We start from the raw sequence: 25,953 nt of genomic DNA, 5'->3' as shown, positions 1-25,953 counted from the left end.
CTGTGCACGACGCTCAGAACGGGCTGCCGGTGAACGGCGCAGCGCGGTCACAGGGCACGCGTCGTGGATGTTCGGGATCGAGCGCGTTCAGCACGAGGTACGCCGTGCGACGCGAGCCCGCCATCCCCGCGTGTTCGGTGTAGTCGACCGAACAACCGTCCTGCACAACGATGTTGCGGACGTTCTTCCCGCCCGGCGGGAGGCCGTACCAGTACGGGACCACCAGTTCGTCGTAGCGGGTGGCGATGTTGGTGTACTCGATGCCCGGCTCGTAGTAGCCGCCGTCGGCGACCTTGCGCAGGAACGCAGCGCCCGGGTCGAGGTCAAAACACGCCTGACACAACGGAACCTGCTCGGGTCGCACGCCGAGGCCGCGGACGAACGGGCCGATGGCATCGGCGGCGGCGACGGTCGTCCCGCGCCACACGGGAGCCAGCGAGACATATTTGTCGACGCTGTCCTTACCGCCGAGATACTTGACGTAGTACGCCGGGACCACGGTCCCCTGCGAGTGACCGATGATGTCGACCTTCGATGCGCCGGTCGTGCGCCGAACCTTGGTGACGAAGTCGCCCAGTTCGCGTGCACTCTCGGACATGAGTCCCATCCCGCCGATCGCACTGATCGGCCACGGGGCGCCCTTGATCGCGCCGTACGTCGGGGTGAAGACGCAGTACCCTTCGTTCTTCAACAGCGGGACGTAGGTTCCCCAGTTCGTCTGCTGTGAGCCCCCTGTCCCGTGCACCAGGATGACCGGGTTGGGGTGGCGTGCCGACGGCTTGCAGTTCCAGTCGTTCGCCCCGGGCAGCGATCCACCCGGGTCGGTGAGTTCTCCGGGGATACCGGAGAGGAAGTTGTAGGTCACAGGTAGGTCGGCCCGCGCGGGCGCGGCGGTGGCGACGAGCACTCCGGCCAACGCCGCCACGACCAGCCCCAACAGCAGCTTCGAGGTCCTCATGGCTGGAAGCTAACAAACCGATTCGCACCAGGTGGTGCGTTTGACGCAGACCGGTCAGGTCGGCTCTCCTCCCGGTGCCGGAGGTCGCGGATGCCGCGAATGGCCTGGCCGAGGCCTCGCGATCACCCGGCGGGAGAAGACAACGACCGCGCGGCCAGCTCCAGAATCCGTTCTGCGCGGCGGAATTCCAGCGAATGCAGCTGACTGTCCGGTGCCACGGTGTTGCTCGCCTGGCGAAGCAGGATCGCAGCCAGCGACGACGCGGTTCGCGGCGGGATGACGAGAAGCGTCACGACGATCCCGCCGGCCGTCAGTGTCATCAGCGGCGGTGTCATGGGTGAATCCGGCGAGTCCAGTCCGGGGATGCGGCGAAAGCTCTGCCAGTTGACGTCGATGCCGGTGACATCGCCGATCTGGGCGCGTGCTGCGGCGAGGACGCCGGGCAACTCGTCGGCGAGCTGGACGGTATACGGATACCAGGCCCCACCGACCGCAGCGGACGGGTCGATGCCGAACCGCACGCGGGGCGGCCCCAGGAGCGGCGGGGCGCTCATCGACGGACCGTCTCGACGGTGGCGATGGTGCGGGGCTCGGAGGTCACATTTCCACCTGACGTGGTCACCAGACGGAGAGTGCGCTGTCTACTGTCTGACACCGGAGACGCCGACAGCAGTCTGTCGGGTGTTCGATCCGGATGACTCAACACTACCCCGGCGGCGCCACGAGGACTGGCCCGGCCTGCCGCCGCAGTCCTCGATCTGTGGTGGAGCTAAGGGGAATCGAACCCCTGACCTACTCGATGCGAACGAGTCGCGCTACCAACTGCGCCATAGCCCCGGAGGGTCGCATTGCGACCAGCCGGGAGCCACTTTAGCAGCCCCACCGCGCGGGATCCCAAACGCCTGGACCCATGGCTAGGCTGGGTCGGTGTCTCAGATGTCTGATCAGCAGTTGGCCGGTGTTCTCAACAATGTCGTGGGGGTGATCAACCCGGTCCTCGACGTGCTCGCCGAACGGGACCCGCTCGACCTCAAGGAACACACCTTCCACGACGACGACCACCCGGATTCCCGCCTCCAGCAGGCCCGGCACGCCGCGGCGAAGCTCCTCGACGTCGCCGACTGGCCCGGCACCAAGGGCTGGGGCGAACGGCCGATGCACAAGCGCGCGAGCTGGTGGGTGACCCGCATCGGCACGCTGAACACCGGTGCGGTCGCCTTCCCCGGTGTCTTCGGCGTCTGGGCGAAGCGCCTGCCGGTCACGCCTTATCTGGGGTTCGCCAACCAGGCGATGGTGCTCGTCGCGATCGCCCGCGAGTACGGGGTCACCGAGCGCGGTCGCCAGGTCGCGCTCCTGGCGTCGGTGCTGTGCGGACGGGACATCTCCACGCCTGACGTCGACGCGGAATCCGGTGCCGCACTACCCACCGACCCGGACGAGCGCAAGAAGTCGCTGTTCCGCGGTATCTGGGACGCCGCGAAGCTGCTCCGAGCGGTCGATGACGAGTTCGAGAAGCGTCCCCAGCCGATGGTGCTGTTCCGGATGCTCGGGTACATCCCGGTGATCGGCGCACCGGCGACCTATGTCGGTGAGCGGTTTGCCCTCTCGACGGCCGCCAGACGCGGCCAGGCCTGGCTGGAGTCGCACGGCAGGGCGTCGCTGACCAAAGGCAGCTGAAAGGTCAGCCGACCCGGCGGTACTCCACGTCCTCGCGGTCCATGCGGCGACGCTGGAACGGGGGCAGGTGATCGAAGACGGGGTCCTCGTCGTCGATCTCGAGAACCACTGCGCCACCGGGACGTCGCAGGCGCGGGGGCGGCGGTGCGGCGGCGAACTCGGGCACCGCGGCGGCGCGTCGACGACGCTCCTCCTCAGCGCGCTGCGCACGCTTGGCACGGGCAAGCCGCTGGGCCCGGATCTGCTGCTCCACCTTCACGGCCCGACGCAGGTATGCGAGGTAGCCGACCAGCATCAGCCCGATCACACCGGTGGCGACCCAACCAGTCGTCCCGATGAGGAACCCGGACACCACTGCCAGGATCAGCAGCGCGAACAGGCCGAGAGTGACCCGCTGACGCTCGCGATACTTCAGCTCGCGTTCCTTCTCCGAGGAGTAGACGCTGCGGCGACCCCGCCCGGACTGTGCGGTGTGCGCAGCCGGACGCTCGTCCTCCAGCTCGTCGACGACCGTTTCCGGCTCGTCCTCGGTGTGCCGGGACGCACGGGCGTAGTCGTCGTATTCGTCCTCGTCGAGATCGTCGGTCGCGTCCTCGTACTCGGCGGCCTCTGAATCGTCCTCGTACTCGGCCTCTTCGGAATCCTCGTACTCGGCTTCGTCGTCTGTGTCGTCGGCCTCGACGTCGTCGGCGGCGTCGGCGTGGGCGTCGTCGGCGGCGTCGGCGTCGGCGTGGGCGTCGTCGGCGGCGTCGGCGTGGGCGTCGTCGGCGGCGTCGGCGTGGGCGTGGGCGTCGGCGGTCAGATCGTCGTCGGCGGCGTCGTCGGCGTTATCGGAGGCCTCGACCGTCGGCTTCTCGACCTCGACGTCCCCGACGCTCTGGACCTTCGTCGTGTCGTCGGCATCGTCGGTCTGGGTGTCGTCCTCGGTCTCGTCGACGACGGCGGTGGCGGTCGCGGCCGTCTTACGCGTCGACTTCCAGGACGGGTCGTGCGGATGGCGAGCCGACGAGCGGCGTCGCGCGGTCGACGGTGCCGTCGCTCGCGCTCCACCACGGTGGAGCAGTCGCGTCTTCTTCGCGGCCTCAGTGGACTTGAGGATCTGGGGACGACCCTTGATCACCATGGGGACCAGCACGAAGAGCCAGACCGCGACGAGACAAACCCACAGTACGGAGTTGGGCATGCGACTCTCCCTTCATTCACTCTGGTCACACGAGGCCACTCCACAATCTAGGGCCCGAAAGTCCCAGTTCCACGCCGACGCGCCGTAGCGCGGTCATGTCGACGCGGATTCACACGCCACTCTCAGTCACTCAGCGCGGAACCGCGCGTCGACCGCGACGTCGATCTCGATGTCGTCGGCCCGCAGTTCCAGACTCGGCGCCGAACCCGCGACGGCGGCACCCATCAATCGCGCACGCGGCGACGCGACGTGGTCGACCATGTCGGGGTCGGACAGGAGTGTCGGTGTCACCGGTCCGCGGCCCACGGCGTCGGAGTAGGCCTGCGCCTTGGCAATTGCGTCCTCGACCGCCTCCCGGCGCAGTTCACGTTCGTGTGCGCGACGGCTGGCCTCGTGCACGTCCCAACGGACGCCGTCGATCGTCACCCCCTCCTCGCCCGACCAGGTGTCGATGAACTCCGACAGCTTCTCGAAGTCGCCGAACTCGGCATCGAGACGAATACGGGTGTTGTACATCGGTTCCCGTGACTCGCCCTCGTTGGTGTAGGGCCGGTACGAGTACACCCGTACCGATTCGGCGGTCCACCGGTTGACCGCGCCGGCCGCTTCGAGTTCGCCGAGGGCGTCGGTGATCCTGGAATGCAGCGTCACCGCAGACTCGTACACCGCAGACTTCACCGGGCCTTCGAGATGGACGGCGATGTCGATGACGCCACGTTCTGGGGCGTAGCGGCCGCGCGCGTTGCCGCGAACCACGATTTCCAGCTCGCTCACGGCGCATAGCCTTTCTACTGGAATGTCGCCCGGCCCGAACGGACCAGCGCCTCGGCCGCGGAGCCGACGACCTCCTCGGCCGTCAACGCGAACAACATGTGGTCGCGCCAGCGCTTGTTGACGTCCATGTACCGGACCAGCAGGCCCTCCTGCCGAAAACCGATGTTCTTCAACACCTTCTGCGAGGCGTCGTTGGCCGGCTGCACGGTCGCGTCGAGCCGGTGCAGGCCGACCGGACCGAAGCAGTGATCCACGCCCAGAGCGACAGCTGCCGTCGCGATGCCCTTCCCGGAATGCGTGTCGTCGACCCAGTAGCCGATCCACGCGCTGCGCACGGCTCCGCGCTGAATGTTGCCGACGGTCAGCTGCCCCACGTACTGGCCGTCGAGTTCGATCACGAACGGCAGGATCGTGCCGCGCTTGGCCTCGGATTTCAGCACCGCGAACAACGGCGGCCACGAACCGGGCTGATGCCGGTCGGCCCAGCTCCCGACGCCGGTCGGTTCCCAGGGCAACAACGAATTCTGATTACGGATGCGCAGTTCGCTCCAGGTCTTGCCGTCCCGCATCTTCACCGGGCGCAGCGTGACCGTTCCGGCCCTGGTGCGCAGCGGTCCCAGGGACGCCGGCCAGCCCGGACTCCCCTCACCGCCACTCAACCACCTGAACACGAGATGACAGTTTAGGCGCAATCACAGGATCCCCCGCATGAGACCTGCGTCTCGCGGAGAGTCGCGCTCCGCGGTCAGCCGCGCTGGGCGAGGAAGGCGACCTCGACCTCGTCGCCGGTGCTCATCTCTTCGACGTCGGGGTCGACCATGATGAGGCAGTTCGCCTCGGCGAGTTCGGCCAGCAGATGCGACGAGCCGGTCGGCGACGCACCGAGCACCTGAACCAGGTAGTCCCCGGTCCGCTCGTCCCGCATGAGCTGTCCGCGGAGGTACCCTTTGCGGCCGCGCACCGACGCGATCGGCCCGATGGTGCGGGCCTTGATGACCCGGCGCATCGGCTGCCGCTTGCCCAGCGCGATACGGATCAGCGGCCGCACCATCACCTCGAAGGTCACCAGCGCGCTCACCGGGTTCGCCGGCAGCAGGAAGGTCGGCACCTCGTCGCGACCGAGCCGGCCGAAGCCCTGCACCGATCCCGGATGCATGGCCACCCGGACGATCTCGAGCTCACCGAGATCGGCGAGGGCGTCGGCGATGGCCTTCGACGCGCTACCGCCGACCGCGCCGCAGATCACCACGATCTCGGAGCGGATGAGCTGCGCCTCGACCACCTCTCGCATGCGGGAGGCGTCGCGCTCGGCGATGCCGACCCGGTTGACGTCGGCGCCGGCGTCGCGCGCCGCCGCGGCGAGCGCATAGCTGTTGACGTCGTAGATCTGCCCTGGCCCGGGAGTGCGATCGATGTCGACGAGCTCACTGCCGACCGAGATCACCGACAGCCGCGGGCGCGGGTGGACCATCACGCGCGCCTGCCCCACCGCAGCCAGCAGACCCACCTGGGCGGGACCGATGATCGCGCCGGCACGGACCGCGACGTCACCGGGCTGGACGTCGTCCCCGACCCGTCGGACATAGTTGCCGCTCTCGACGCCGTGCCCGATCTTCACCTTCTGGTCGCCGCCGTCGGTCCAGCGCAGCGGCACTACCGCGTCCGCGAGAGTCGGCATCGGCGCACCGGTCTCGACCCGGACGGCCTGTCGCGGCTGCAGCCGAGTGGGGGTCCGCGACCCCGGACCCACCTCTCCGACCACGGGCAGCGAGACGATCATCGGTTCGCCTGCCTCGAGGTCGACGAGTTCGGCGCCGTTCGCATCGAAATCCTCGAGATCCTCCGGCGCGACGACACCGGCGAGCGCCACATCGACGGCACGCACCGCGTAACCGTCGATGGCGGCCTGGTCGAAACCCGGCATCGGATGCTCGGTGACCACTTCCTCCGCGCACATCAGACCCTGCGCCTCGGAGATCGCGACGCGCACCGGCCGCGGCGCCACCGCGGCGGCGGTCACGAGCGTCAGATGATCTTCGACGGACCGCATCTCACCGCTCTTCCCGCACTGCTCGATACAACACAGGGAAACGTTACCGGGCGTGCGCGCCGGAACGGTCGAGGCGCGCGGAGGCCGCCGGCGATCAGCTCTCGGCCAGCCGCTTCTCCAGCCACTCACGCAGATCAGGCCCGTAATCGTCACGGTCGAGCGCGAAGTCGACCGCGGCCTTGAGGTAGCCACCCGGGTTGCCCAGGTCGTGGCGGGTGCCGCGGTGCACGACGACGTGCACCGGTTCGCCCTCTTCGATGAGCAGCGCGATCGCGTCGGTGAGCTGGAGTTCACCACCGGCACCCGGCTTGATCCGGCGCAGCGCGTCGAAGATCTTGCGGTCGAGGATGTAGCGTCCAGCGGCCGCGAGGTTCGACGGTGCGTCCTGCGGCTCGGGCTTCTCGACCATGCCCTTGAGCTTCATCACATTGGGATTGTTCGCATCCGGCAGCGGCTCGACGTCGAAGACGCCGTATGCGCTGATGCGGTCCTCGGGAACCTCGATCGCGCACAGTACCGAACCGCCCCGGCGCTGACGGGTACGTGCCATGACCTCCAGCACTCCACCGGGCAGGACGAGGTCGTCCGGCAACAGGACCGCGATGGCGTCCTCGTCGTCGTCGAGGAGGTTCTCGACGCAACCGACCGCATGACCGAGACCCAGAGGCTTCTCCTGGATCACCGAGGCGACCTCGAGGAGGTTCGGGGCCTTGCGGACCTTGGCGAGCATGGCCTCCTTGCCGCGCTTGGCGAGGGTGCTCTCCAGCACGAGGTCCTTGACGAAGTGGGCGACCACCCCGTCCTTGCCCGGGGAGGTGATGATCAGGAGCCGTTCGGCGCCGGCGGACTTGGCCTCCTCGGCGACCAGCTCGATGCCCGGGGTGTCGACCACCGGCAGCAACTCCTTGGGCACCGTCTTGGTGGCGGGGAGGAACCGCGTCCCCAGCCCGGCAGCCGGGACCACCGCGGTACGGGGGATCGGCGGAGTGTTGGGTACCGCCTCGTACTCACTGAAGCCTTCTTTGGACGCAGTCATGAATCCACCCTAGGACAGGTGTCCCCGGCCGGCCGGACGGACGGCAGTGACCCGGACCTCACCCGGATCGAGACCGTGGTCGGATACAGTTCGGTCGTCGGCGAGCCACCACGGGATGAAGGACGGACGCGTCGTGCGAACCCTGAAGGACCAACGGCGCGAGGAAGCCGCGAAACGCCGGTCGGCCATACCGAAGGCCGCGCGCGAGCGGGCTGCGGCAGACCTCGCCGAGTGGATACACACCTGCCCGTTCCGGCTCGAGTACGACGTCACGGTGGCCGCGTATGTGCCGGTCGGCGACGAGCCGGGATCGACGGCGATGCTCGACGCACTGCTCGATCGCGGCGTCACGGTGCTGCTCCCGGTGGTTCCCGCCGGCGAACCCGCACCGCTCGACTGGGCGCGATACACCGGTCCGGGATCGTTGTCGCCGGGGAGATGGGGCCTACTCGAACCCACCACCGACCGCCTCGGTGTCGCCGCGATCCGCGCGGCGTCGGTGATCCTGATCCCCGCCCTGTCCGTCGACAAGACCGGCGTCCGCCTCGGCCGTGGTGCCGGGTACTACGACCGCACGCTCGTGGGGCTGTCCGCAGAACTCGTCGCGGTGGTCTACGACGAGGAGTTCGTCGACTCCCTGCCGGCCGGCGATCACGATGTGGCCGTGGGCTGGGCGCTGACCCCCGGCGGCGGGTTCCAGGAACTCGGCTGAGACGACAGAACCCGGGCGGTGCGTCCGTCGCGTGACGGGTGAGCTCCTGCCCAGGTTCTGGTCTGAAGTTGTGCGCCCCGCGTGTCAGGCGGGCGTGGCGGCCTTGCTGTCGCTCTTGGTGGCGCTGCTCGAGCTCGACGAATCCGACGAGGTCGAGGAACTGCCGGACGTGGAGCTGCTCGACGACGAACTGTCCGACGACGAGGACGACGCGGCGTCCGAGGAGGACGAACCCGACCGCGAGTCGGTGCGGTAGAAGCCGCTCCCCTTGAACACGATGCCGACCGAGTTGAACAGCTTGCGCAGGCGACCTGTGCACTGCGGGCATTCGGTCAACGAATCGTCGGAGAACGACTGGACGATGTCGAACTTGTTGTCGCACTCCGTGCAGGCATACGAGTAGGTGGGCACCTGAACCTCCGAAAGTCAGTAAACGCTGACAAGTGTAACCGATTTTGGCACTCCCACATTCCGAGTGCTAACGCGGGTCCACCCAGCCCGCCCGGCGACCACTCCCGACCTCTATCCGCCGATCACGTCGCGGTTGACGTCGGGGATGTTGTCGCGGTTCATGTCGGCGTCGCGCGCCTGGTGCGCATCCCAGCGCAACAGGACCGCGGCGAGCACCGCGGAGATGAGCGAACCGGCCAGGATGGCCGCCTTGGCAGCCGCGGCGTGGTCGTCGGAGCCGCCCTCGAAGCTGAGTTCGGCGATGAGAAGCGCCACGGTGAAGCCGACGCCGGTGAGCATGCCGATCGGCAGCAGGTCCCGGATTCCGATGGCATCGGGCAGCCGTAACGGCGTGAACCTCGTCATCAGCCACGTCGATCCGAGGACGCCGACGAGTTTGCCGGCCACGAGTCCGAGCACGATGCCGATCGACACGGGCTGCACGATCGAGCCCTCACCGCCGATCACCGTCACGCCGGCGGCGGCGAAGGCGAAGACCGGGAGCGCGATCGCCGCGGAGTAGGGACGGACCGCCTCGTCGAGCCGTTCGGTGCGGGGGATCTTCTCGCCGCGGATGGCGACCGCGGGCACGGCGAAGCCGAGCAGCACACCCGCGACGGTGGCGTGCACGCCGGACGCGTGCATGAGGCCCCAGGCGACGAGGCCGACCGGGATCAGGAGCGGCCAGAGTTGCCACGACCGACGCACCAGCACGGCGAACACCGCGACCACCGCGATCGCGCCGCCGAGCATGACGAAGTCGATCTCGTCGGTGTAGAAGGTCGCGATCACGACGATGCCGAGCAGGTCGTCGACGACGGCCAGCGTGAGCAGGAACGTCCGCAACGGCAGTGGGAGGCCGCGACCGAAGATCGCGAGGACGGCGAGCGCGAAGGCGATGTCGGTGGCCGTCGGGATGGCCCATCCCCGAAGCCCCTCGGGGTCCCCCGCCGCGACGACGACCACGTAACAGAGCGCGGGCGTGACCATGCCGCCCACGGCGGCCGCGATCGGCACCCCGGCGAGCTTCACGTCGCGGAGGCTGCCGGCGACGAACTCGTGTTTGAGCTCCACACCGACCACGAAGAAGAAGATCGCCAGCAGTCCGTCGGACGCCCAGTGCGCCAGCGAGAGATGCAGATTCAGGGCTTCGGGACCGATCTCGGTGTGCAGCAGCGACGAGTAGCTCTCCCGCCACGGCGAATTGGCCCACACGACTGCGATGGCCGCCGCGATGAGCAGCAGCACGCCGCTGGTGGTGTCGAGAGCGGCCCACTGCCGCAGTCGGTCGCGTGTCATGGAACTCCTCTGTCCGCGGGGCACACGTACACGTGCCCTCTTCACGCCACCCTTCACCGGGCGGCGGCCGACCAGACTTCCCGGCACACCATGATTTGTTTCCGACGTCACCCTAGCGGAGGCCGACCCGGCGGTCGCTTGTGCACAGCACGACGCCGGACTCCACGACTGTCCACAACGAGTCCGCGGCACCATTTCCCGGGTGGTCGACGCCTATCGTCCAGCCATGCCACTGACTCGGATGTCGTTGCCGCGCGAGCGGCTCGGCCCACGCCTGGGCGACCGGATTGCTCACGCAGTGCGTCCCGGATGGACGCGCAGTCTCGCGGTCCGACGACTGGTCGCGGTAGCGCTGATCGTCGCGGCCGCCGTCGTCGCAGTGGTGGGGGCCCGCGCCGACGGGGAGTTCGAGGTGCTCGTCGCGGCACACGATCTGATACCCGGCCAGATGGTCGACGCCGGTGATCTCACCCCTCGGCTCGTCATGGGGAGCACGGTCCCCGCCGGGGCGATCTCCGATGCCGCACTCGCGACCGGCCGTACCGTCACCGGTCGCGTACGGACCGGGGAGATACTCACCGACACCCGGCTGTTGTCCTCGCGTCTGCCGGCCGAGCTGACCGGGGTCGACGACGCCCGTCTCGTACCGGTCCGGTTGTCCGACGAGGCGGTCACCTCGTTGCTCCGGCCCGGGGATGTGGTTGATGTCCTGACCGATTCGGCCGATGTCCTCGCACGACGCGCCGTCGTGGCGATGCGCACCGGTCAGTCCTCCTCGGGCGGGATCGCCTCCGGTCGAAACTCGGTGGCACCGGTTCTCCTGGCGATGGATGCCGCAGCCGCCCATCGCGTCGCCGCCGCGGGTCTGGAGTCTTCGCTCGCGGTCGTCCTGCACTGAACCCGCGACACTCCGGACGATTCAAGGCAAATGGATCGCGCGGTTCACGATCGTGGATAGGGTAGTACGAGTTCGCACAGCACATGTCGGATTTGCACCGACCGAAACCGAATCGCCGGAAACAAGAGCGGGATTACCAAGGAGAGGCCGCACACCGTGCTCAAGGGATTCAAGGACTTCATACTCAAGGGCAACGTCGTCGAGCTGGCTACCGCAGTCATCATCGGTGCGGCCTTCACCGCCATCGTGACCGCGTTCACCGACGGCATCGTCCAACCGATCATCAACTCGATCCCGATCGGTACGGACGCCGCACAGGGACTCGGCTTCCAGATCACCGACAACGCCTCGACATTCGTCGACCTCGGCGGCGTGATCACCGCCGTCATCAACTTCCTGATCATCGCGGCGGTGGTGTACTTCATCATCATCCTGCCCTACAACAGGCTCGCGGAGCTGGGCGGCTTCGGCAAGAAGTCCGAGGTCACCGAGGTAGCTCTGCTCACCGAGATCCGCGACCTGCTCGATCCGGAGGGAAAGTCGAAGGCCAAGGCCGAGGCGGAGAGCGATCTGCCGCCACATCTGGCCGAGCCATCCGCGCCGGCCGGTGACGTCTACACGCCCCAGTCGGGCCCCCTCGCACCGTACGAGTCGCCGTCCGGTGCCGGTACCACACAACGGATTTCGACTCCCCCGTCGTCGGGTCAGCCGTTCCAGCACGGACCGTCGCAGTCGGGACCGCAGTCGTCGCCGCTGTTCAACTCGCCGCAGGGTCAGCCCGCCGGCCCGGGAGGCCAGCCGTATCCGACGCCGCAGCCGGCTCCGGGTAACTACCCACCGCCCGGAAACTATCCGCCTCCCGGCAACTACCCGCCCCCCGGCTCCCAGTACCCCGGTGAGCAGCCGTACCCGGGCGAGCAGTACCCAGGTGAGCAGTACCCGAGCGAACAGTTCCCCGGTGACGGTCCGGACGCGCCGGGACGCCACTCGCGCTGAGAGTTTCACCCTTTTTCGGCCCTCGCCCACCAGGCGGGGCCGAAATCGTCGGTGACATCGACAGCCACCCCAGGAGGCTCCGAGTTCGCCGGATTCAGTCGCATTCGTCAGTTGGATTCGACCGCTACGGGTCGAGCCGCTGAACCCACACCGTCGGACCGTCGGTGAGGGTGAACTCCGCGCGCACCAGACAATTCCACTTGCGGGCGTAGAGCTCCGACAACCGCGGGTCCGACGTGCTCGCCGTGACGGGCATTCCGAGGCGCCGTGCCCGCTCGACCACCGGGTCCACCAGTGCCGCGAGCGTCCCGCCGCCGCGTCGCTCCGGGTGGACCAGAGCGAAGATGACGCGGATCGCTTCGTCGGCGACCTTGGCTTCGTCTGTCTTGCTCTGCAACTCCCGGAAACGGTCCACGAACCCGTCGATCCTCTGGACCCACCGACGGGTGCGGTCCTTGAGTTCGCCGTCGACGACACCGGCTTCTTCGGAGGACTCGGACACCGCGATCACAGCAGTCAGATTGCCTGTGTCGTCGAAGATTCCCTGGAGACCATTCATGCACTCGACCAACAGGACCTCGCCGTACCACCGGTACGCATCCGCCGGTGCGTCGTCACCGATCAGCCACCGGTAGACCGGAACCTCCCGCAGTCCGTTCTCGAGCAGGTCGAGCGCGCCGTCGCGGTCGGAGACGACCAACGGACGTGCTGCCTGATTGCGATAAGCCGCGTGCTGGGTCACCACTTAATATCAGCACACCAACGACGGCCGGGGCGAGTATGGCGGTTCACGGCTGCTTCGGAGCACCGAGACATGTTGCCGCCACGTAAGATATTCGTCACCGAGAATTCAGCATTCGCCCGCCACGACAGCCGGGACCGGGTGCGGTATTGTCGACCGCGAGGCCGTCTGAGACGGACTTCCGTACTTCACAACGAAGTGGCAATGAGTAGGAGATTCACGTGTCCGACGCGATCAGCATTTCCTGGATCCGCCTCTACATCGAAGAATTGGTCACCGGGTCCACCGAAGGCGAAACCAACGAGTAGAACAAACGGCGGCTGTCCGCCGATCGAATTCTGAACAACACAACGTTCAGTACGACGAAAACGCTCAGTACGACGAAGGAGAATTCTCATGGGCCAAGTTGTCGGTGGCGGAATCGAAGATGCCATCAAAGACCTGATGACCGGGTCTCTTGACAGCGACGGCGTTCCCATCGATCCCGAGGACTGACAGGCACCTTCCCAGGCGCCTGATCCCGTACAGCACAAAGGAGGAGACCACATGGCCACCGGAATCGACATCAACATCTCCGAACTCTTGAGGGACCTGCAGAGCGGTTCGATGGAGTCGGAGCCGGAGACGACCGCTTAGGCCGTCCGAGCTTCACACCGCCTTCTGGCCTCGTGCCGGGAGGCGGTGTTTTCTTGTGTGTGCCGAGTTTCTACCTCAGGGGAGACAACCGAGGAGCGTGAGGAATGAAATGTGCCGAACAGTTGATTTGTGCCGATTCGTCCACTGATGGCCATTCTCTGGTTGTCGATATTTCACTTCCACGTCCACTTCGGACCGCGAGATACTGTAGTCTTGGTGTCACGGCTGTTCGGCGCCTCTGTGGACCGACAGTCAGAACATTTTCCGACGAGGGAGGCACAACATGGCGGAGATCATTCAAGGCGCAATCACCGACGCGATCGTCGAACTGGTGACCGGCTCGCTCGAGGCGGGCTCCGACAGTATCGCCGAGTAGACCCGATTCATCGGTCAGCCGTCCTGCCGTGAATGGCAGGGCGGCTTTTCCATGTCCCACTCCGGACTGGCGACCCACGCTCGGATGACTGCCTTTTCGGCGCCAGAGTGCTGAATCGCCCATTGCTCAGCTCGACCGGTGCGCGGGGTCAATGACCCCGGGTGACGTGTGATCAGCCCCCCCGCATCGCTGACGACGGCGCTCATGTCCAAGGTCAGGTCGTGGTTGTGGCTTCCGGGTGGTGCTGCTGGGCGGAGCCGGCCTCGACCGCTCGTCGCTGCCACGTAGGAAAGCACTTGAGATCTGTTCCCGTACAACCCAACCGACGCGTCGAATACCTGCGCTACGCGTTCGGCGCCGGGTGTCGCCGAAATGCCCTTGACCGCCAGTCCGTACAGAGCCTGCCTGGCGTGTCTGTAACCACAGATCCAGACTCGGTCACTGCGTCACGAATACGGCTGCGTCCTAGACGATCGGGCTCACGACGGCGGCGGTGACCACGCTCGACGGCAGCGGGCCGTCGGCCGCCTCCACGTCGGAGGTGTTGCGCGACGCGAGATCTCCCGTACCGAAGCGGTGCCGCGCATGCGGCACGAGCCGTTGCGTGTGCTGGTACAGCCGGACGCCTCACTCGAGTGTCGTCTTCCGCCCACTCCTCGAGGTCACGCAACGCCACACTCTGCCGGCGACGGCTCCCTCACCGCCGCGATCGACATCAGCGCACGATCCCGATGAAAGCCGTTGTCCGCGCGCGGATCACAGCAGATCACAGGACTTCATCAGCACCTCCGCAGCAAAACGCCGCGGGGCGGGGATCCATGATGGATCCCCGCCCCGCGGTGCTGCTGAGGGTCAGCGAGTCGATCAGCCGAGGCTGAACGGCTTGCCGTTGAGCGCGACGACGCCCTTGACGGCGTCCGTGCTGACCGTCACCTGGATGAAGGCGCGAGCAGCGGCGTAGCCGGCGCAGCTCTCCACCTTGAACTGCTCCTGGCTGTAGGCCACGCCACCGGCCTTGCCCTTGAAGGTGTAGCCGTTGAGCTCGTAGTCGGTGTAAGCGGTGTTGTCGCCCGAGGTCTCGTTGATGAGCCACTTGCGCTTGACCTCACCCGGGCCGAGGCTGAAGCCGCCGCCGACCTCTTGGCCGTCGAGTCCACCACCGGCAGTGACGTTCAACGGATCGCTGTAGTCGATACCGGCCTTGAGACCGGGGAGGCCGACCTCGCCGCCACCGAAGTTCACCTGGCAGCCGACGTCGTAGCCGACCTTGACCGCGCCGCCCTTGGCCTTACCACCGACGGTGACGCGGACCTTGCCCGACAGCCACACCTCACGGGTGGTCGGGACGTTGCTGATCGGACGCTGCACGTTGACGTACTCGTCGAACAGCTGAACCGTGACCGGCGTGCCGTCGACCAGGGTCTTGGTGATCGTGCCACCGGCCAGCGGGCCGGCGGTGGCGCCACCGGCGCCGAGGCTGGTGAGGCCCATCGCGACGGCACCGGCGAGACCGGCCGCCGCAACCACGCGACGCGTGATGTTCTTCTTCATGATTCCCCTTCGTGGAATATCAATCTGCACAGGGCAGATAAGTCAGGAAGTGCTAGTTATCTGCCCGGTCAGTTGATGGTGAAGGGCTTGCCGTACAGGGTGGACTGGATCAGGGTGCCCTCGCCGCTCAGCTTGCCGTCGTCGGTGCTGTATCCCTTGGCACCGATGACCTTGGCCGCGGAGCGTGCCGAGGCGTAGCCACCGCACTGGTTGAGGTTGAACGTGAGCTGCGACAGCTGGACGGCGGCGATGCCACTGTCCGAGAAGTCCTTGTCGGTGATGTCGACGACCGCGACCTGACCCGGCTTCAGCGGGAGGCCGAGCGAACCGGACAGCGTGGTCGCGGTGAGGCTGATGGCGCCACCCAGATCCAGCGAGATGCCACTGACGTCGACCTGGCAACCGATGATGTACTTGACGGCGAGCTTGCCGCCGACACCGGTCGAAGCCTTCGCGGTGTAGGTGCCGGAGATCGCGAAGCCACGCGATGCCGGGTTGTTCGCCACAGTCGAAACCGGGTACGCACTCTCACCGGTGCGCCACGTCTGGATGGACTCCCCGTCGATGCCGGCGGCCTTCTTGTAACCATTCGGCAGACCGGCAGCCGCGGCATCGCCGACGCCCATGCCTGCCAGGCCCACGACCGCGGCCGAGGCGATCGCGACCGCGCCCGCGGCGCGGCGCAGCCCAAGCTTGCTGAACTTGCTCATTCGTTCCCTCTCACAGGATTCGGCTGTTACCCCCGCGGAATGCATTCACATCCGCAAGTCATGACCTCGACGTTCGATGTGCTCCCCACGGTGGTGCTCAGCATGCTCTGACGCACTACTTAGCTTCCGTTGAGGATTCATCGAATTCCTGGTCACTGCTGCGTCGTCACTCGCGACAGATCGCAGGACACTGCTCATGTCCCCTTTACGGGGGCACCGAGCGTTGTCGAGCCGAACGTTATCGGAGGGGTCTCAGAACAGGCAACAGCTGGACTCAGCCGTGTCACGAACTGGAGACGCAGCATCACAAATATCGAATACGTGATCCATCAACGGACCAAAGTTAACGGTAGATAAACACGCTGATGCGGCTATGTAGAAGAAGTCGCATTTCACTCGTAATGAGGCGGGCGCTGCGCTTCGAACCAATCCTGAGAGTGGGCTTTGTGATCTTCGCCATACTCGTCTGTGGTGAGATCCGGGAGGTCGTCACCGAACACGGAATCGAGCTTCGCCCGCCGTGCAGCACGACGAGCAGCAGCGTCATCGCTACTGCTCATCGGTCGTTTTCCGGGGTGCTCACGGTCAGCCGCCGGCGGACGGGACGCCCCGTTTCCGGTCGGTCGATCGTCCCTGTGTTCCGGGAGATCCTTAGCCTTGCTCAACAGTACTCGAGACGAGTAATCGCGGCCATAATCAGAATTCACTTATGGACTCGATCACATATTTGGCGAGTGGTGCCGCGGTCGCCATTCCGTCGCGCACCGCGGCGCGGGAATTGGCCAGATTGACGACTAACGTCTGCCCGGAGATTCCGGCCAGCCCGCGCGAAAGTCCGCCGTCCGTCGCGCCGGCGGCGAGACCGGAACTGCGGACCGCCTCCTCGATGCCGCGGAGCCGGCGATCGAGCAGGGGCTCGGTGGCCTCCGGGGTGACGTCGCGGGCGCCGACACCCACCCCGCCGACCGACACCACCAGATCGACGCCACCGATCACCGCGGTGTTCAGTGCGTTGCGGATCTCCACCTCGTCGCCGGATACGACAACGGCCGCATCGACATGGAACCCCGCCTCGGCGAGCAGTTCGCCGACGAGCGGCCCGAGCAGACGCTGGTCCTCTCCGTGCGCCGCCTCGTCGTCGACGACGACGACGAGTGCCCGGCCGATCTCCTCGCCCTGCGGCCGGTGGGTGGCCTGCTCGTGGCGCGCGACGAACTCCCGCGCGGCGGCGTCGGCGGCCACCACGTCGGCCGGATCGACCTGACCCGTATCACCAGCGAGACGGACGTCCAGGGACTGCCCTTCGTCGGTGTCGCCGGAGATGGCGGGGTTTCCGGGAACGGGGGATCCGGCGTAAGTCATGGCAGGCCCTTTCTCTAGCTTCTCGGACCGTCCGATGGACGGTCGTGGTGCGCTCTGTAGTTGTGCGATTCGTACTCGCGGGCGGACGCGCAGCGCGTCACTTCACCTCGAGCGTGCCCAGCTTGACCTGCGCGGTCTTGCTGTTCCCGCCATCGGAGTAGGTCACGGTGACCGTGTCCCCCGGCGCGTGCGACCGGATGGCCGCCACCAGAGCGTCTCCCGACGCGATCGGACGGTCGTCGACCTTCGTGATGACCGCATTCTTCGGGATACCCGCGGTCGCTGCCGGACCTCCCGGGGTCACATCGGTGACGACGGCGCCGGGCGTGTCGGAGTCGCCACTCGGGCGCACGGACACACCGATGTTGGCGTGGCTGGCCCTACCCGTGGACTCGAGCTGTTTGGCCACGCGGATCGCCTGATCGATGGGGATCGCGAACCCGAGTCCGATGCTGCCACCGGCCTGTTCCTCGCCTCCACCGAGGGTGGCGATGGCAGTGTTGATGCCGATCAGCGCTCCCCTGGCGTTGACGAGCGCACCGCCCGAGTTGCCGGGATTGATCGCGGCGTCGGTCTGGATGGCGTCGATCACCGAGGTGGTGTTCGTGCCCGGATCGCGCGAGGTCAGGACCGGTCGGTTCAAGGCGCTGATGATGCCCGTGGTGACAGTCCCGGCCAGGCCGAGCGGGGAACCGATCGCGATGACGTCCTGCCCCACCGCCAGGTTGTTCGAGTTACCGACCGTGACCGGGGTCAGGTCGTTCCGGTCGGCCTTGATCACCGCGATGTCGGAGATCGGGTCGGCGCCCAGCACCCGGGCCTGCGCACGCGAACCGTCGGAGAAGTTGACCGCGACCCTGGCCGCGGGGCCGTTGCCGCCGGCGCTCACGACGTGGTTGTTGGTCATGATGACGCCGTCCTCGGTCAGGACGACTCCCGATCCCGAGCCCAGCGCGCCGCCCGAGGCGACCTCGATGGAGACCACCGACGGGAGCACGCGGGCGGCCACCTCCTGGACCGATCCGGCCGGCGCCTCGACGGGCGCGGTGTTCCCATTCGCCCCGGGGTCGCCGCCGAGCGGACCGCTGCTCGTGCTGCTCGACGACCCGTTGGAACCGTCGGCCAGGGTGTAACCGATCGCACCGCCGGCACCACCGGCGACGAGAGCGACCACCAGCGCACCGGCGCCGAGTGCGGCCAGGCGTCCGCCGCCCTTGTTCTTCGGAGTCCGGGGCGGCGGGTTGCCCCCCGACCCGCCGAACGCGGACTGCGAGTAGGCACCGCCGCCGGGCCCGCCATACGAGGCCTGTGGGGGAAACGGGCTGGTCCCGGGGTTGCCGTAGACAGACGTGGGTGCGTTGTTTCCCCCGTAGCCGGGTCGACCGCCCTGCGCGGGGAATGCTCCGGAGGCCGGACCCGGGTAGCCGTGGCCGCCATGGGACTGCGTCGGTGACTCGGAGCCCGGGGGTGTGGAGGGAGCGCCGCCCCCGGTAAACGGGCCGGCCTCGTGCTGACCGTGCTGGCCACCCCCGTACGGACCGCCACCCTGCGAACCGCCAGTCGTCATCTTCGTCTCTTCCTCGTCGTCTGACCGGCACAGTGCCGGCTGTGGTCGCCACCGGCTGCTGCCGGGTCGGTTCGGTCGGGGTCATCGGTCAAACCACTCGACCGGCGTACCCGAACAACGCCTTCGGTCAACCCTATGGGATCGATGACCAGGTCACACCGGGTAACCACTCGGCTGTCGATGATGTGGACGACGGCCGTCGTGACCCGCCGATGCACGGCGCTTCATCCTTATTGACGAATCACTTGCGGAGATGGTTCCGCAGGAGTTGCCCGGCCGGGCAGAGTCATCCGGATGAGCGCACCGCCGCGTGGCGAGGTGTCGGCCGTGACGGTGCCGCCGTGACGTTCGACGACCTGCCGCACGATCGCCAGGCCCAGCCCCGATCCCGGCATCGACCGCGATTGCGTCGAACGATAGAACCGCTCGAAGACGAGACCGCGGTCCTCCTCGGGGATTCCGGGACCGGCGTCGGCGACGGTGAGCTGCGCTGTCGACATCCCGGTCTGTGTCAAGCCGACGGTCACCGACGTGCCCGGCGGACTCCATTTCGCCGCGTTGTCCAGCACATTCAGTACCGCACGGGAGAGGCCGTGCTGTTCGCCGAAGATGTACCAGGGGGCGAGGTCGAGCTCGAAGTCGATGTCGTTGCGGCGCCGCCGGACGCGTTCGAGGGCCTGCTCGACGATCTCCGCGAGATCGACTTCCTCGTAGACCACCTCGGGCGCGTCCTCGCGGGCGAGGTCGACGAGATCGCCGACCAGCGTGGACAATTCCTCGATCTGAGCCATCACGTCGGCGCGCAGGTCGACCATGTCCTGTTCGGGGACCGCCGGTGCGCCCGGTCGGCTCGCCGCGATCAGCAGTTCCAGGTTGGTGCGCAGCGAGGTCAACGGCGTTCGCAGTTCATGTCCGGCGTCGGCGACGAGACGCGCCTGACGGTCCCGGGATTCGGCGAGCGCCCGCAGCATCGCGTTGAAACTGGCTGTGAGCTTGGCCAATTCGTCGTTGCCGGTCACCGGTATGGGTGTCAGGTCGTTCGTTCGCGCGACCCGTTCGACGGCCCGGTTCAACCGGGCCACCGGTCTCAGTCCGGCACGTCCGACCGTCGTACCGGCGAGAGCCGCCAAAGCCACTCCGCCACAACCGACCACGAGAAGCACCCAAGCCAGGCGTTTGAGAACGCGGTCGGTCTGGATGAGACTCTGCGCCAGGACGAGGGTGTTGCCGTCGTCGAGTTTGCGCGTCAGCACGCGCTGATTCCGGGTGGTGCGCAGGCTCTGCGGATTGGTCCCGGCGATTGCCGGCGCCCGCACGATCTCGCGTTCGGGGTCCTCGAAGGGGACCTGCCCGATGAGATATGTCTGACCGCTCGGGGTCACGAGCGCGACCGAGATGTTCGTGGAGAACACAGTTCCCGCCACCAGCTGCTCGGGCTGGTTGCGCAGCACACCGGCCCGCGCCAAGGCCGCCATCCCGTCGGCACGGCTTTCCAGCTGCTGGTCGACCTCGTTGTACATCGCCCGGTACACCACGAAGTACGCGGCCGCGGCCATCAGGCTCACTGACACCAGCACGACGGTCGCCGAGAGGATCGTGACACGCGAACGCAGCGACACCGCTCGCGTCAACGGCATCGGTGCCCGCATCTCCTTCTCCCCGGACGGGCAGTTCTCCCTGGAGGAGCCAGGTCCGTTGGCGAGCACGTGGGTCAGGCGGTCACGCATCCGCGAGGACGACGACACTAGGGCGGGGTCTCCCGCAGTACGTATCCGACACCGCGCACGGTGTGGATGAGTCGCGACTCCCCGTCCGCCTCGGTCTTGCGGCGCAGGTAGCCGACGTAGACCTCGAGAGCGTTGCCCGAGGTCGGGAAGTCGTATCCCCACACCTCTTCGAGGATGCGGCTGCGGGACAGCACGCGCCGCGGGTTTGCCATCAACATCTCCAGCAGCGCGAATTCGGTGCGTGTGAGGCTGATCGACCGCTCGCCACGGGTCACGTCACGCGTCACCGGGTCGAGCGACAGGTCCGCGAAGGTGAGGGTCTCCGAGTCCGCGTCGGCGTCGGGTGCCGCACGACGCAGCAGCGCCCGCAACCGGGCGAGTAGTTCTTCGAGTGCGAACGGCTTCGGCAGATAGTCGTCGGCGCCGGCGTCGAGCCCCGAGACCCGCTCGGAGACTGAATCACGGGCGGTCAGGACCAGGATCGGCAGGTCGTCACCGGCGGAACGGAGTCGGCGGCACACCTCGAGGCCGTCGAGGCGTGGCATCATCACGTCGAGGATGACGACGTCGGGACGATCGGCGAGGATCTTCTCGAGTGCCTCGATGCCGTCGCCCGCGGTCTCGACGGTGTATCCGTTGAAGTTGAGCGACCGTCGCAACGACTCCCGGACCGCCCGGTCGTCATCAACCACGAGGATGCGCATGGCATACAGTCTTATCCGCCTCGGCTGAGATCCGCCTGAGCAACGCCGCAACTCCGGCTATCCGGTCTCGGAATTGCGTGCGACCTGCAGTTCTTTTCCCTTCACAGCCATGGCCGTCGACTGTGAGGTCAAGTTGATGGCTGTGTAACCCCGGCCTTCGGGTTGCGAAACATCCGACTTCGACGCTGGAGACCGTGACCGCCTCCCCCACCACGCACCCCGTCATGTCCCGGTCGGTCATGTCCCTGTGCGCCTACTGCGGCGTCGGCTGTGGCCTGGAGATGCGGCTCGGCGACGCCGGCGAGCTCGTCAGGACCGTCGGGCGCGCCGACCACCCCACGAACTTCGGCCGGCTGTGCACCAAGGGATCGACCACCGTCGACATGCTCGCCGCCGGCGGACGCCTCGACGCCCCGCTCGTCCGGGACGACCGCGGCGGTGAGCTCCGCCGAAGCGGCCTCGATGCCGTCATCACCGACACCGCGCGCCGGTTGCGCGCCATCGTCGACGAACACGGTCCCGACGCCGTGGCGCTGTACGTCTCCGGCCAGATGTCGCTCGAGGCGCAGTACCTGTCCAACAAACTGGCCAAGGGTTTCATCGGCACCAACCAGATCGAGTCGAACTCGCGCCTGTGCATGGCCAGCGCCGGCACGGGATACAAGCTGTCGCTGGGCTCCGACGGTCCGCCCGGGTCGTATCAGGACTTCGACCACGCCGACGTCTTCCTGGTCATCGGATCGAACATGGCCGACTGTCACCCCATCCTCTTCCTCCGGATGATGGACCGGGTCAAGGCGGGCGCCAAGCTGATCGTCGTCGACCCGCGGCGCACCGCGACCGCCGACAAGGCCGACCTGTTCCTGCAGATCGAGTCCGGTACCGACCTCGCCTTCCTGAACGGCCTGCTGCACCTGCTGATCTCCGGCGGTCACACCGACGACGAGTTCATCGCGTCGTTCACCGACGGTTTCGAGCAGATGCCCGAGTTCGCGGCGCAGTATCCGCCGGAGGTCGTCGAATCCATCACCGGCATCGCCGCCGACGACCTGCGCACCGCGGCCACGATGATCGGCGAGGCCGGCGACTGGATGAGTTGCTGGACAATGGGTCTCAACCAGTCGACGCACGGCACCTGGAACACCAATGCTCTGGTCAACCTGCACCTCGCGACGGGCGCCATCTGCCGCCTCGGCAGCGGACCCTTCTCCCTGACCGGCCAGCCGAACGCGATGGGTGGCCGCGAGATGGGTTATATGGGGCCGGGATTGCCGGGCCAGCGTTCGGTGCTGTCCGAGGCGGACCGCACGTTCGTGGAGACCGCGTGGGGCATCCCGTCCGGCACGCTGCGCACGGACGTCGGGGGCGGCACCATCGACATGTTCCGCAGGATGGCCGACGGCGACATCAAGGCCTGCTGGATCATCTGCACCAATCCTGTTGCCTCGGTGGGCAACCGGAAGACCGTGATCGAAGGCCTGGAACGAGCCGATCTCGTGATCACCCAGGACGCCTTTGCCGAGACGGAGACCAACCAGTACGCCGACGTCGTACTGCCGGCGACGCTGTGGTCGGAATCGACCGGGATCATGGTGAATTCGGAGCGAAACCTCACCCTGTTCGAGCCTGCTCTCGCCGCACCCGGGCAGGCGATCCCGGACTGGGAGATCATCACGCGCATCGCGTCGGAGATGGGGTACGCCGAGGCGTTCTCCTATTCGAGTGCCGAGGAGGTCTTCGACGAGATCAAACAGTTCGCCAATCCGAACACCGGCTACGACCTGCGGGGCGTCACCTACGACGGTCTGCGCCGGACTCCGATGCAATGGCCGTGTCCGCCGTCGTCCGACGGAGCCGACCTCCTCGCCGACGGTGCGCGCAATCCGATCCGGTACCTGAACGACGGCCGGAGTCAGACCCTGCATCGTCTCGACGACGGGACGGTGCCTCGGCTGGCATTCGCCACACCGACGCGCCGCGCCCAGTTCTTCGCACGGCCGCACCTCGACCCCGCCGAGCTCCCGGACGACGACTATCCGTTCCTGCTCAACACCGGCCGTCTGCCGCACCAATGGCACACGATGACCAAGACCGGCCGGGTTGCCAAGCTGAACAAACTCAACCCCGAACCGTTCGTCGAACTCCATCCGGAGGATGCCGCACGCCTGGACCTCGGAGCGAAGGACAAGGTCGAGGTGGCGTCGCGTCGCGGACGAGCGGTGTTGCCCGCCCGGATCTCCGACCGGGTGCGCCCCGGGAACTGCTTCGTGCCGTTCCATTGGAACGACGCCTTCGGCGAACACCTCTCCATCAACGCGGTCACCTCCGATGCCGTGGATCCCCTGTCGCAGCAGCCGGAACTCAAGGTGTGCGCCGTGACACTGACCAAGGTCGCGGGGTCGCCGTCAGCGGTGCCACCGGTCACCGGTTCGTCCGAGTTGGCTGATGCACTGGGCGTTTCGGAGGTCGCCGTTCCGGAGCTGTCACCGGCGGAACAGCTGTATCTGGCCGGGTTGGCCGCAGGAGTCTCGGCTTTTGGTGCTTCCGGAACTCCACCGGGTGTTCCCTCGATCCCGGCCGACGCGCCGCTGAGCGCGGAGGTCCGACTCTGGGCGTCCGGCCTGCTGGCCGGGATGTACTCGCGCGCCGACGCCGCCACGCCGCCTGCGCCGACACCGGATTCGAATGATCCCACCAGCACGATCACCGTGCTGTGGGCGTCGCAGATGGGCAATGCGGAGGAGCTGGCCGCCGAGACCGCTGAACGCATGACGGCGAACGGTCTCCGGGCCGACGCGAAGTCGATGGACGAGGTCGAGGTCGGCGAACTACGGGGTACCGCACTCTTCGTCACGTCCACCACCGGCGACGGCGATCCGCCGGACAACGGCGCAGCGTTCTGGGAGGCGCTGAACGGTGCTGAGGCACCGGACCTTTCCGAGGTCGACTATGCGGTGCTCGCCCTCGGCGACTCGAACTATGACGACTTCTGCGGCCACGGACGCAAACTCGACGAACGGATCGGCGAGCTCGGCGGTCGTCGGATCGTCGACCGGGTCGATTGCGAACCCGACTTCGAGGAGACGGCCGGGAGCTGGCTCAACGACGTGATCCGTGCGATCAGCATCGGCAACCGTGCGCCGGTCTCCGGCGTGACCGACGATCGGGTCACCGTGGTCAGCGAGCCCGCGGACTCCGCGGCCGCCCCGTCGGTTCGGACCGCGCCTGCCTACTCCCGCAAGAAACCGCTGGTCACCTCGCTGGTTCGGAACGTGAAGCTGAATGCCGAGGGCTCGCAGAAGGATGTGCGCAACTTCGGGTTCCGGCTGCCGGCGGACACCCTGACCTACCAGGCCGGCGATGCGCTCGGCGTGTGGCCGTTGAACAATCCGGCCCTCGTGGAGGAGTTCCTCGACCGGACCGGACTCGACGGCGGACACACGGTGACGGTCGGTGGCGACGACATGCCGCTGTACCAGGCGCTACGCGAACGGCTCGAGTTCGCGCGGGTCACACCCGACCTCGTCCGATTCGTCGGTGAGCGTTCGGGTTCCGACGACCTGAAAGCCCTGGCCACTGCGGGCAACAAGTCGGAGTTCAATGACTGGTCCTGGGGACGACAGTCGGTGGATGTCCTCGCCGAGCGCCCGATCCACGCCGACGTCGACGAATGGCTCGCGGTCCTCAAACCGCTGGCCCCACGGTCGTATTCGATCTCGTCGAGTCCGCTGGAAAGCCCCGACGAGGTGCAGCTGACCGTGAATGCGGTGCGCTACAACCGATGCGGCATCCAGCGCGGCGGCGTGTGCTCGACCTTCCTCGCCGACCACGCCGAGGACACCGAGGTCGGGGTCTTCGTCACCTCGACCACGCACTTCCGCCCGCCCGCCGATCCCGACACCCCGATGATCATGATCGGGCCCGGCACCGGCATCGCCCCGTTCCGCGGCTTCCTCCGCGAGCGGGAGGCGTTGGGCCACAACGGCAAGAACTGGTTGTTCTTCGGCGAACAGTACTCGGCCACCGACTTCTACTATCGTGACGAGCTGACGACGATGCTCGGCGACGGCCTGCTGACCCGCCTCGACGTCGCCTTCTCCCGCGACCAGGACCGCAAGATCTACGTCCAGGACCGCATGGTCGAGCACGGCGAAGAGCTCTACCGGTGGCTGCACGACGGCGCCCACGTCTACGTCTGCGGTGACGCGTCCCGGATGGCCAAGGACGTCGACGCGACACTGAAAGGCATTGTCGCGCAGCATGGTCGCCGCTCCCCCGCGAGCGCCGAGGCCTACGTCAAGGCCCTGGCCGCCGACAAGCGGTACGTGCGGGACGTCTACTGACGCTCTCGCTTCTGAGATGCAGAAAGCCCACCCACCCCGCTCCATGAAGTGCGAGGAGCGCAAGCGACGACCCCCACCCCGCTCCCTGACGTGCGAGGAGCGTAAGCGACCGACCCCGCTTCTGAGGTGCGAGGAGCGTAAGCGACCGACCCCGCTCCCTGAGGTGCGAGGAGCGTAAGCGACCGACCCCGCTCCCTGAGGT

22 protein-coding genes and 1 tRNA gene are annotated in these 25,953 nt (G+C 67.2%); 5 read left to right on the top strand and 18 right to left on the bottom strand.

Annotated elements, in window-relative coordinates; translation table 11 throughout:
- Window positions 1-13 precede the first annotated feature (13 nt).
- From PWF70_RS06825 to PWF70_RS06815, 3 genes are all read right to left on the bottom strand, one after another.
- Window positions 14-958 (bottom strand): esterase/lipase family protein, encoded by a 945-nt coding sequence (locus tag PWF70_RS06825; protein WP_040004024.1) that lies wholly within the window; start codon window positions 956-958, stop codon window positions 14-16.
- A gap of 122 nt (window positions 959-1,080) precedes the next feature.
- The gene (locus PWF70_RS06820; protein ID WP_006357825.1) at window positions 1,081-1,512 is read right to left on the bottom strand and encodes a DUF5994 family protein; all 432 of its coding nucleotides are present in this window, start codon (window positions 1,510-1,512) and stop codon (window positions 1,081-1,083) included.
- A 207-nt stretch (window positions 1,513-1,719) separates the two neighbouring features.
- Window positions 1,720-1,795 (bottom strand) — tRNA-Ala (locus PWF70_RS06815).
- A gap of 90 nt (window positions 1,796-1,885) precedes the next feature.
- Here PWF70_RS06815 and PWF70_RS06810 point away from each other — a divergent pair.
- Window positions 1,886-2,635: a hypothetical protein gene (locus PWF70_RS06810; RefSeq protein ID WP_096273495.1), complete on the top strand. Its 750-nt coding sequence runs from the start codon at window positions 1,886-1,888 to the stop codon at window positions 2,633-2,635.
- A 4-nt stretch (window positions 2,636-2,639) separates the two neighbouring features.
- Here PWF70_RS06810 and sepX read toward each other — a convergent pair whose 3' ends face one another.
- The 5 genes from sepX to PWF70_RS06785 form a co-directional block, all read right to left on the bottom strand.
- Window positions 2,640-3,818, bottom strand: a complete 1,179-nt coding sequence (gene sepX / locus PWF70_RS06805; protein ID WP_286352910.1) for a divisome protein SepX/GlpR — start codon at window positions 3,816-3,818, stop codon at window positions 2,640-2,642.
- Between the two features lie 126 nt (window positions 3,819-3,944).
- Window positions 3,945-4,592, bottom strand: coding sequence for an SIMPL domain-containing protein (locus tag PWF70_RS06800; RefSeq protein ID WP_096273491.1), 648 nt, complete (start codon window positions 4,590-4,592; stop codon window positions 3,945-3,947).
- Between the two features lie 14 nt (window positions 4,593-4,606).
- Window positions 4,607-5,263 (bottom strand): GNAT family N-acetyltransferase, encoded by a 657-nt coding sequence (locus PWF70_RS06795; protein ID WP_096273489.1) that lies wholly within the window; start codon window positions 5,261-5,263, stop codon window positions 4,607-4,609.
- Between the two features lie 74 nt (window positions 5,264-5,337).
- Window positions 5,338-6,642 carry a molybdotransferase-like divisome protein Glp gene (gene glp, locus PWF70_RS06790; RefSeq protein ID WP_006436216.1) on the bottom strand — a complete coding sequence of 435 codons (1,305 nt, stop codon included), beginning with the start codon at window positions 6,640-6,642 and terminating at the stop codon, window positions 5,338-5,340.
- A 94-nt stretch (window positions 6,643-6,736) separates the two neighbouring features.
- Window positions 6,737-7,678 (bottom strand): UTP--glucose-1-phosphate uridylyltransferase, encoded by a 942-nt coding sequence (locus PWF70_RS06785; RefSeq protein ID WP_006436215.1) that lies wholly within the window; start codon window positions 7,676-7,678, stop codon window positions 6,737-6,739.
- A 133-nt stretch (window positions 7,679-7,811) separates the two neighbouring features.
- Here PWF70_RS06785 and PWF70_RS06780 point away from each other — a divergent pair, with 133 nt between their 5' ends.
- The gene (locus PWF70_RS06780; protein WP_174324720.1) at window positions 7,812-8,390 is read left to right on the top strand and encodes a 5-formyltetrahydrofolate cyclo-ligase; all 579 of its coding nucleotides are present in this window, start codon (window positions 7,812-7,814) and stop codon (window positions 8,388-8,390) included.
- 84 nt (window positions 8,391-8,474) lie between these two features.
- Here PWF70_RS06780 and PWF70_RS06775 read toward each other — a convergent pair whose 3' ends face one another.
- Both PWF70_RS06775 and nhaA read right to left on the bottom strand, forming a co-directional pair.
- Window positions 8,475-8,801: an FmdB family zinc ribbon protein gene (locus tag PWF70_RS06775; protein WP_081474318.1), complete on the bottom strand. Its 327-nt coding sequence runs from the start codon at window positions 8,799-8,801 to the stop codon at window positions 8,475-8,477.
- Between the two features lie 111 nt (window positions 8,802-8,912).
- A complete protein-coding gene (gene nhaA, locus PWF70_RS06770; protein WP_006357816.1) occupies window positions 8,913-10,139 on the bottom strand; it encodes a Na+/H+ antiporter NhaA in 1,227 nt (408 codons plus the stop codon).
- Between the two features lie 226 nt (window positions 10,140-10,365).
- On the opposite strand from nhaA, the gene PWF70_RS06765 reads away from it, so the two are divergent.
- Together PWF70_RS06765 and mscL are read left to right on the top strand one after the other, a co-directional pair.
- The gene (locus tag PWF70_RS06765) at window positions 10,366-11,037 is read left to right on the top strand and encodes an SAF domain-containing protein (protein ID WP_050918656.1); all 672 of its coding nucleotides are present in this window, start codon (window positions 10,366-10,368) and stop codon (window positions 11,035-11,037) included.
- A gap of 156 nt (window positions 11,038-11,193) precedes the next feature.
- A complete protein-coding gene (gene mscL, locus PWF70_RS06760; protein WP_006357814.1) occupies window positions 11,194-12,033 on the top strand; it encodes a large conductance mechanosensitive channel protein MscL in 840 nt (279 codons plus the stop codon).
- Window positions 12,034-12,157: 124 nt separating this feature from the next.
- On the opposite strand, the gene PWF70_RS06755 is transcribed toward mscL, so the two are convergent.
- The 8 genes from PWF70_RS06755 to PWF70_RS06720 all read right to left on the bottom strand — a co-directional run bounded on the left by PWF70_RS06755 (window position 12,158) and on the right by PWF70_RS06720 (window position 21,408).
- Window positions 12,158-12,778 (bottom strand): GNAT family N-acetyltransferase, encoded by a 621-nt coding sequence (locus PWF70_RS06755; RefSeq protein ID WP_006357813.1) that lies wholly within the window; start codon window positions 12,776-12,778, stop codon window positions 12,158-12,160.
- Window positions 12,779-14,252: 1,474 nt separating this feature from the next.
- A complete protein-coding gene (locus tag PWF70_RS06750; RefSeq protein ID WP_255219188.1) occupies window positions 14,253-14,381 on the bottom strand; it encodes a hypothetical protein in 129 nt (42 codons plus the stop codon).
- A 270-nt stretch (window positions 14,382-14,651) separates the two neighbouring features.
- On the bottom strand, window positions 14,652-15,338 hold the full coding sequence (locus tag PWF70_RS06745; protein ID WP_006357811.1) for an MspA family porin: 687 nt from the start codon (window positions 15,336-15,338) through the stop codon (window positions 14,652-14,654).
- A gap of 68 nt (window positions 15,339-15,406) precedes the next feature.
- Entirely contained in the window at window positions 15,407-16,048 is a 642-nt protein-coding gene (locus PWF70_RS06740; RefSeq protein WP_286352909.1) for an MspA family porin, read from the bottom strand.
- 696 nt (window positions 16,049-16,744) lie between these two features.
- Window positions 16,745-17,410 (bottom strand): MogA/MoaB family molybdenum cofactor biosynthesis protein, encoded by a 666-nt coding sequence (locus tag PWF70_RS06735; protein ID WP_268897248.1) that lies wholly within the window; start codon window positions 17,408-17,410, stop codon window positions 16,745-16,747.
- A 97-nt stretch (window positions 17,411-17,507) separates the two neighbouring features.
- Window positions 17,508-18,977 (bottom strand): trypsin-like peptidase domain-containing protein, encoded by a 1,470-nt coding sequence (locus PWF70_RS06730; protein ID WP_279938838.1) that lies wholly within the window; start codon window positions 18,975-18,977, stop codon window positions 17,508-17,510.
- Between the two features lie 230 nt (window positions 18,978-19,207).
- Window positions 19,208-20,704: a HAMP domain-containing sensor histidine kinase gene (locus tag PWF70_RS06725; protein WP_396246694.1), complete on the bottom strand. Its 1,497-nt coding sequence runs from the start codon at window positions 20,702-20,704 to the stop codon at window positions 19,208-19,210.
- 17 nt (window positions 20,705-20,721) lie between these two features.
- Window positions 20,722-21,408: a response regulator transcription factor gene (locus tag PWF70_RS06720; protein ID WP_155225131.1), complete on the bottom strand. Its 687-nt coding sequence runs from the start codon at window positions 21,406-21,408 to the stop codon at window positions 20,722-20,724.
- Between the two features lie 239 nt (window positions 21,409-21,647).
- On the opposite strand from PWF70_RS06720, the gene PWF70_RS06715 reads away from it, so the two are divergent.
- Complete coding sequence (locus tag PWF70_RS06715; protein WP_279938869.1) at window positions 21,648-25,751, top strand: bifunctional nitrate reductase/sulfite reductase flavoprotein subunit alpha; 4,104 nt, start codon at window positions 21,648-21,650, stop codon at window positions 25,749-25,751.
- Window positions 25,752-25,953: the final 202 nt, after the last annotated feature.

This window comes from Gordonia sp. Swx-4, assembly GCF_030316175.1.
Lineage (GTDB): Bacteria > Actinomycetota > Actinomycetes > Mycobacteriales > Mycobacteriaceae > Gordonia > Gordonia alkanivorans.
The sequence above is the reverse complement of the archived record's forward strand: the minus strand, read 5'-3'. Positions and strand labels throughout refer to the sequence as shown.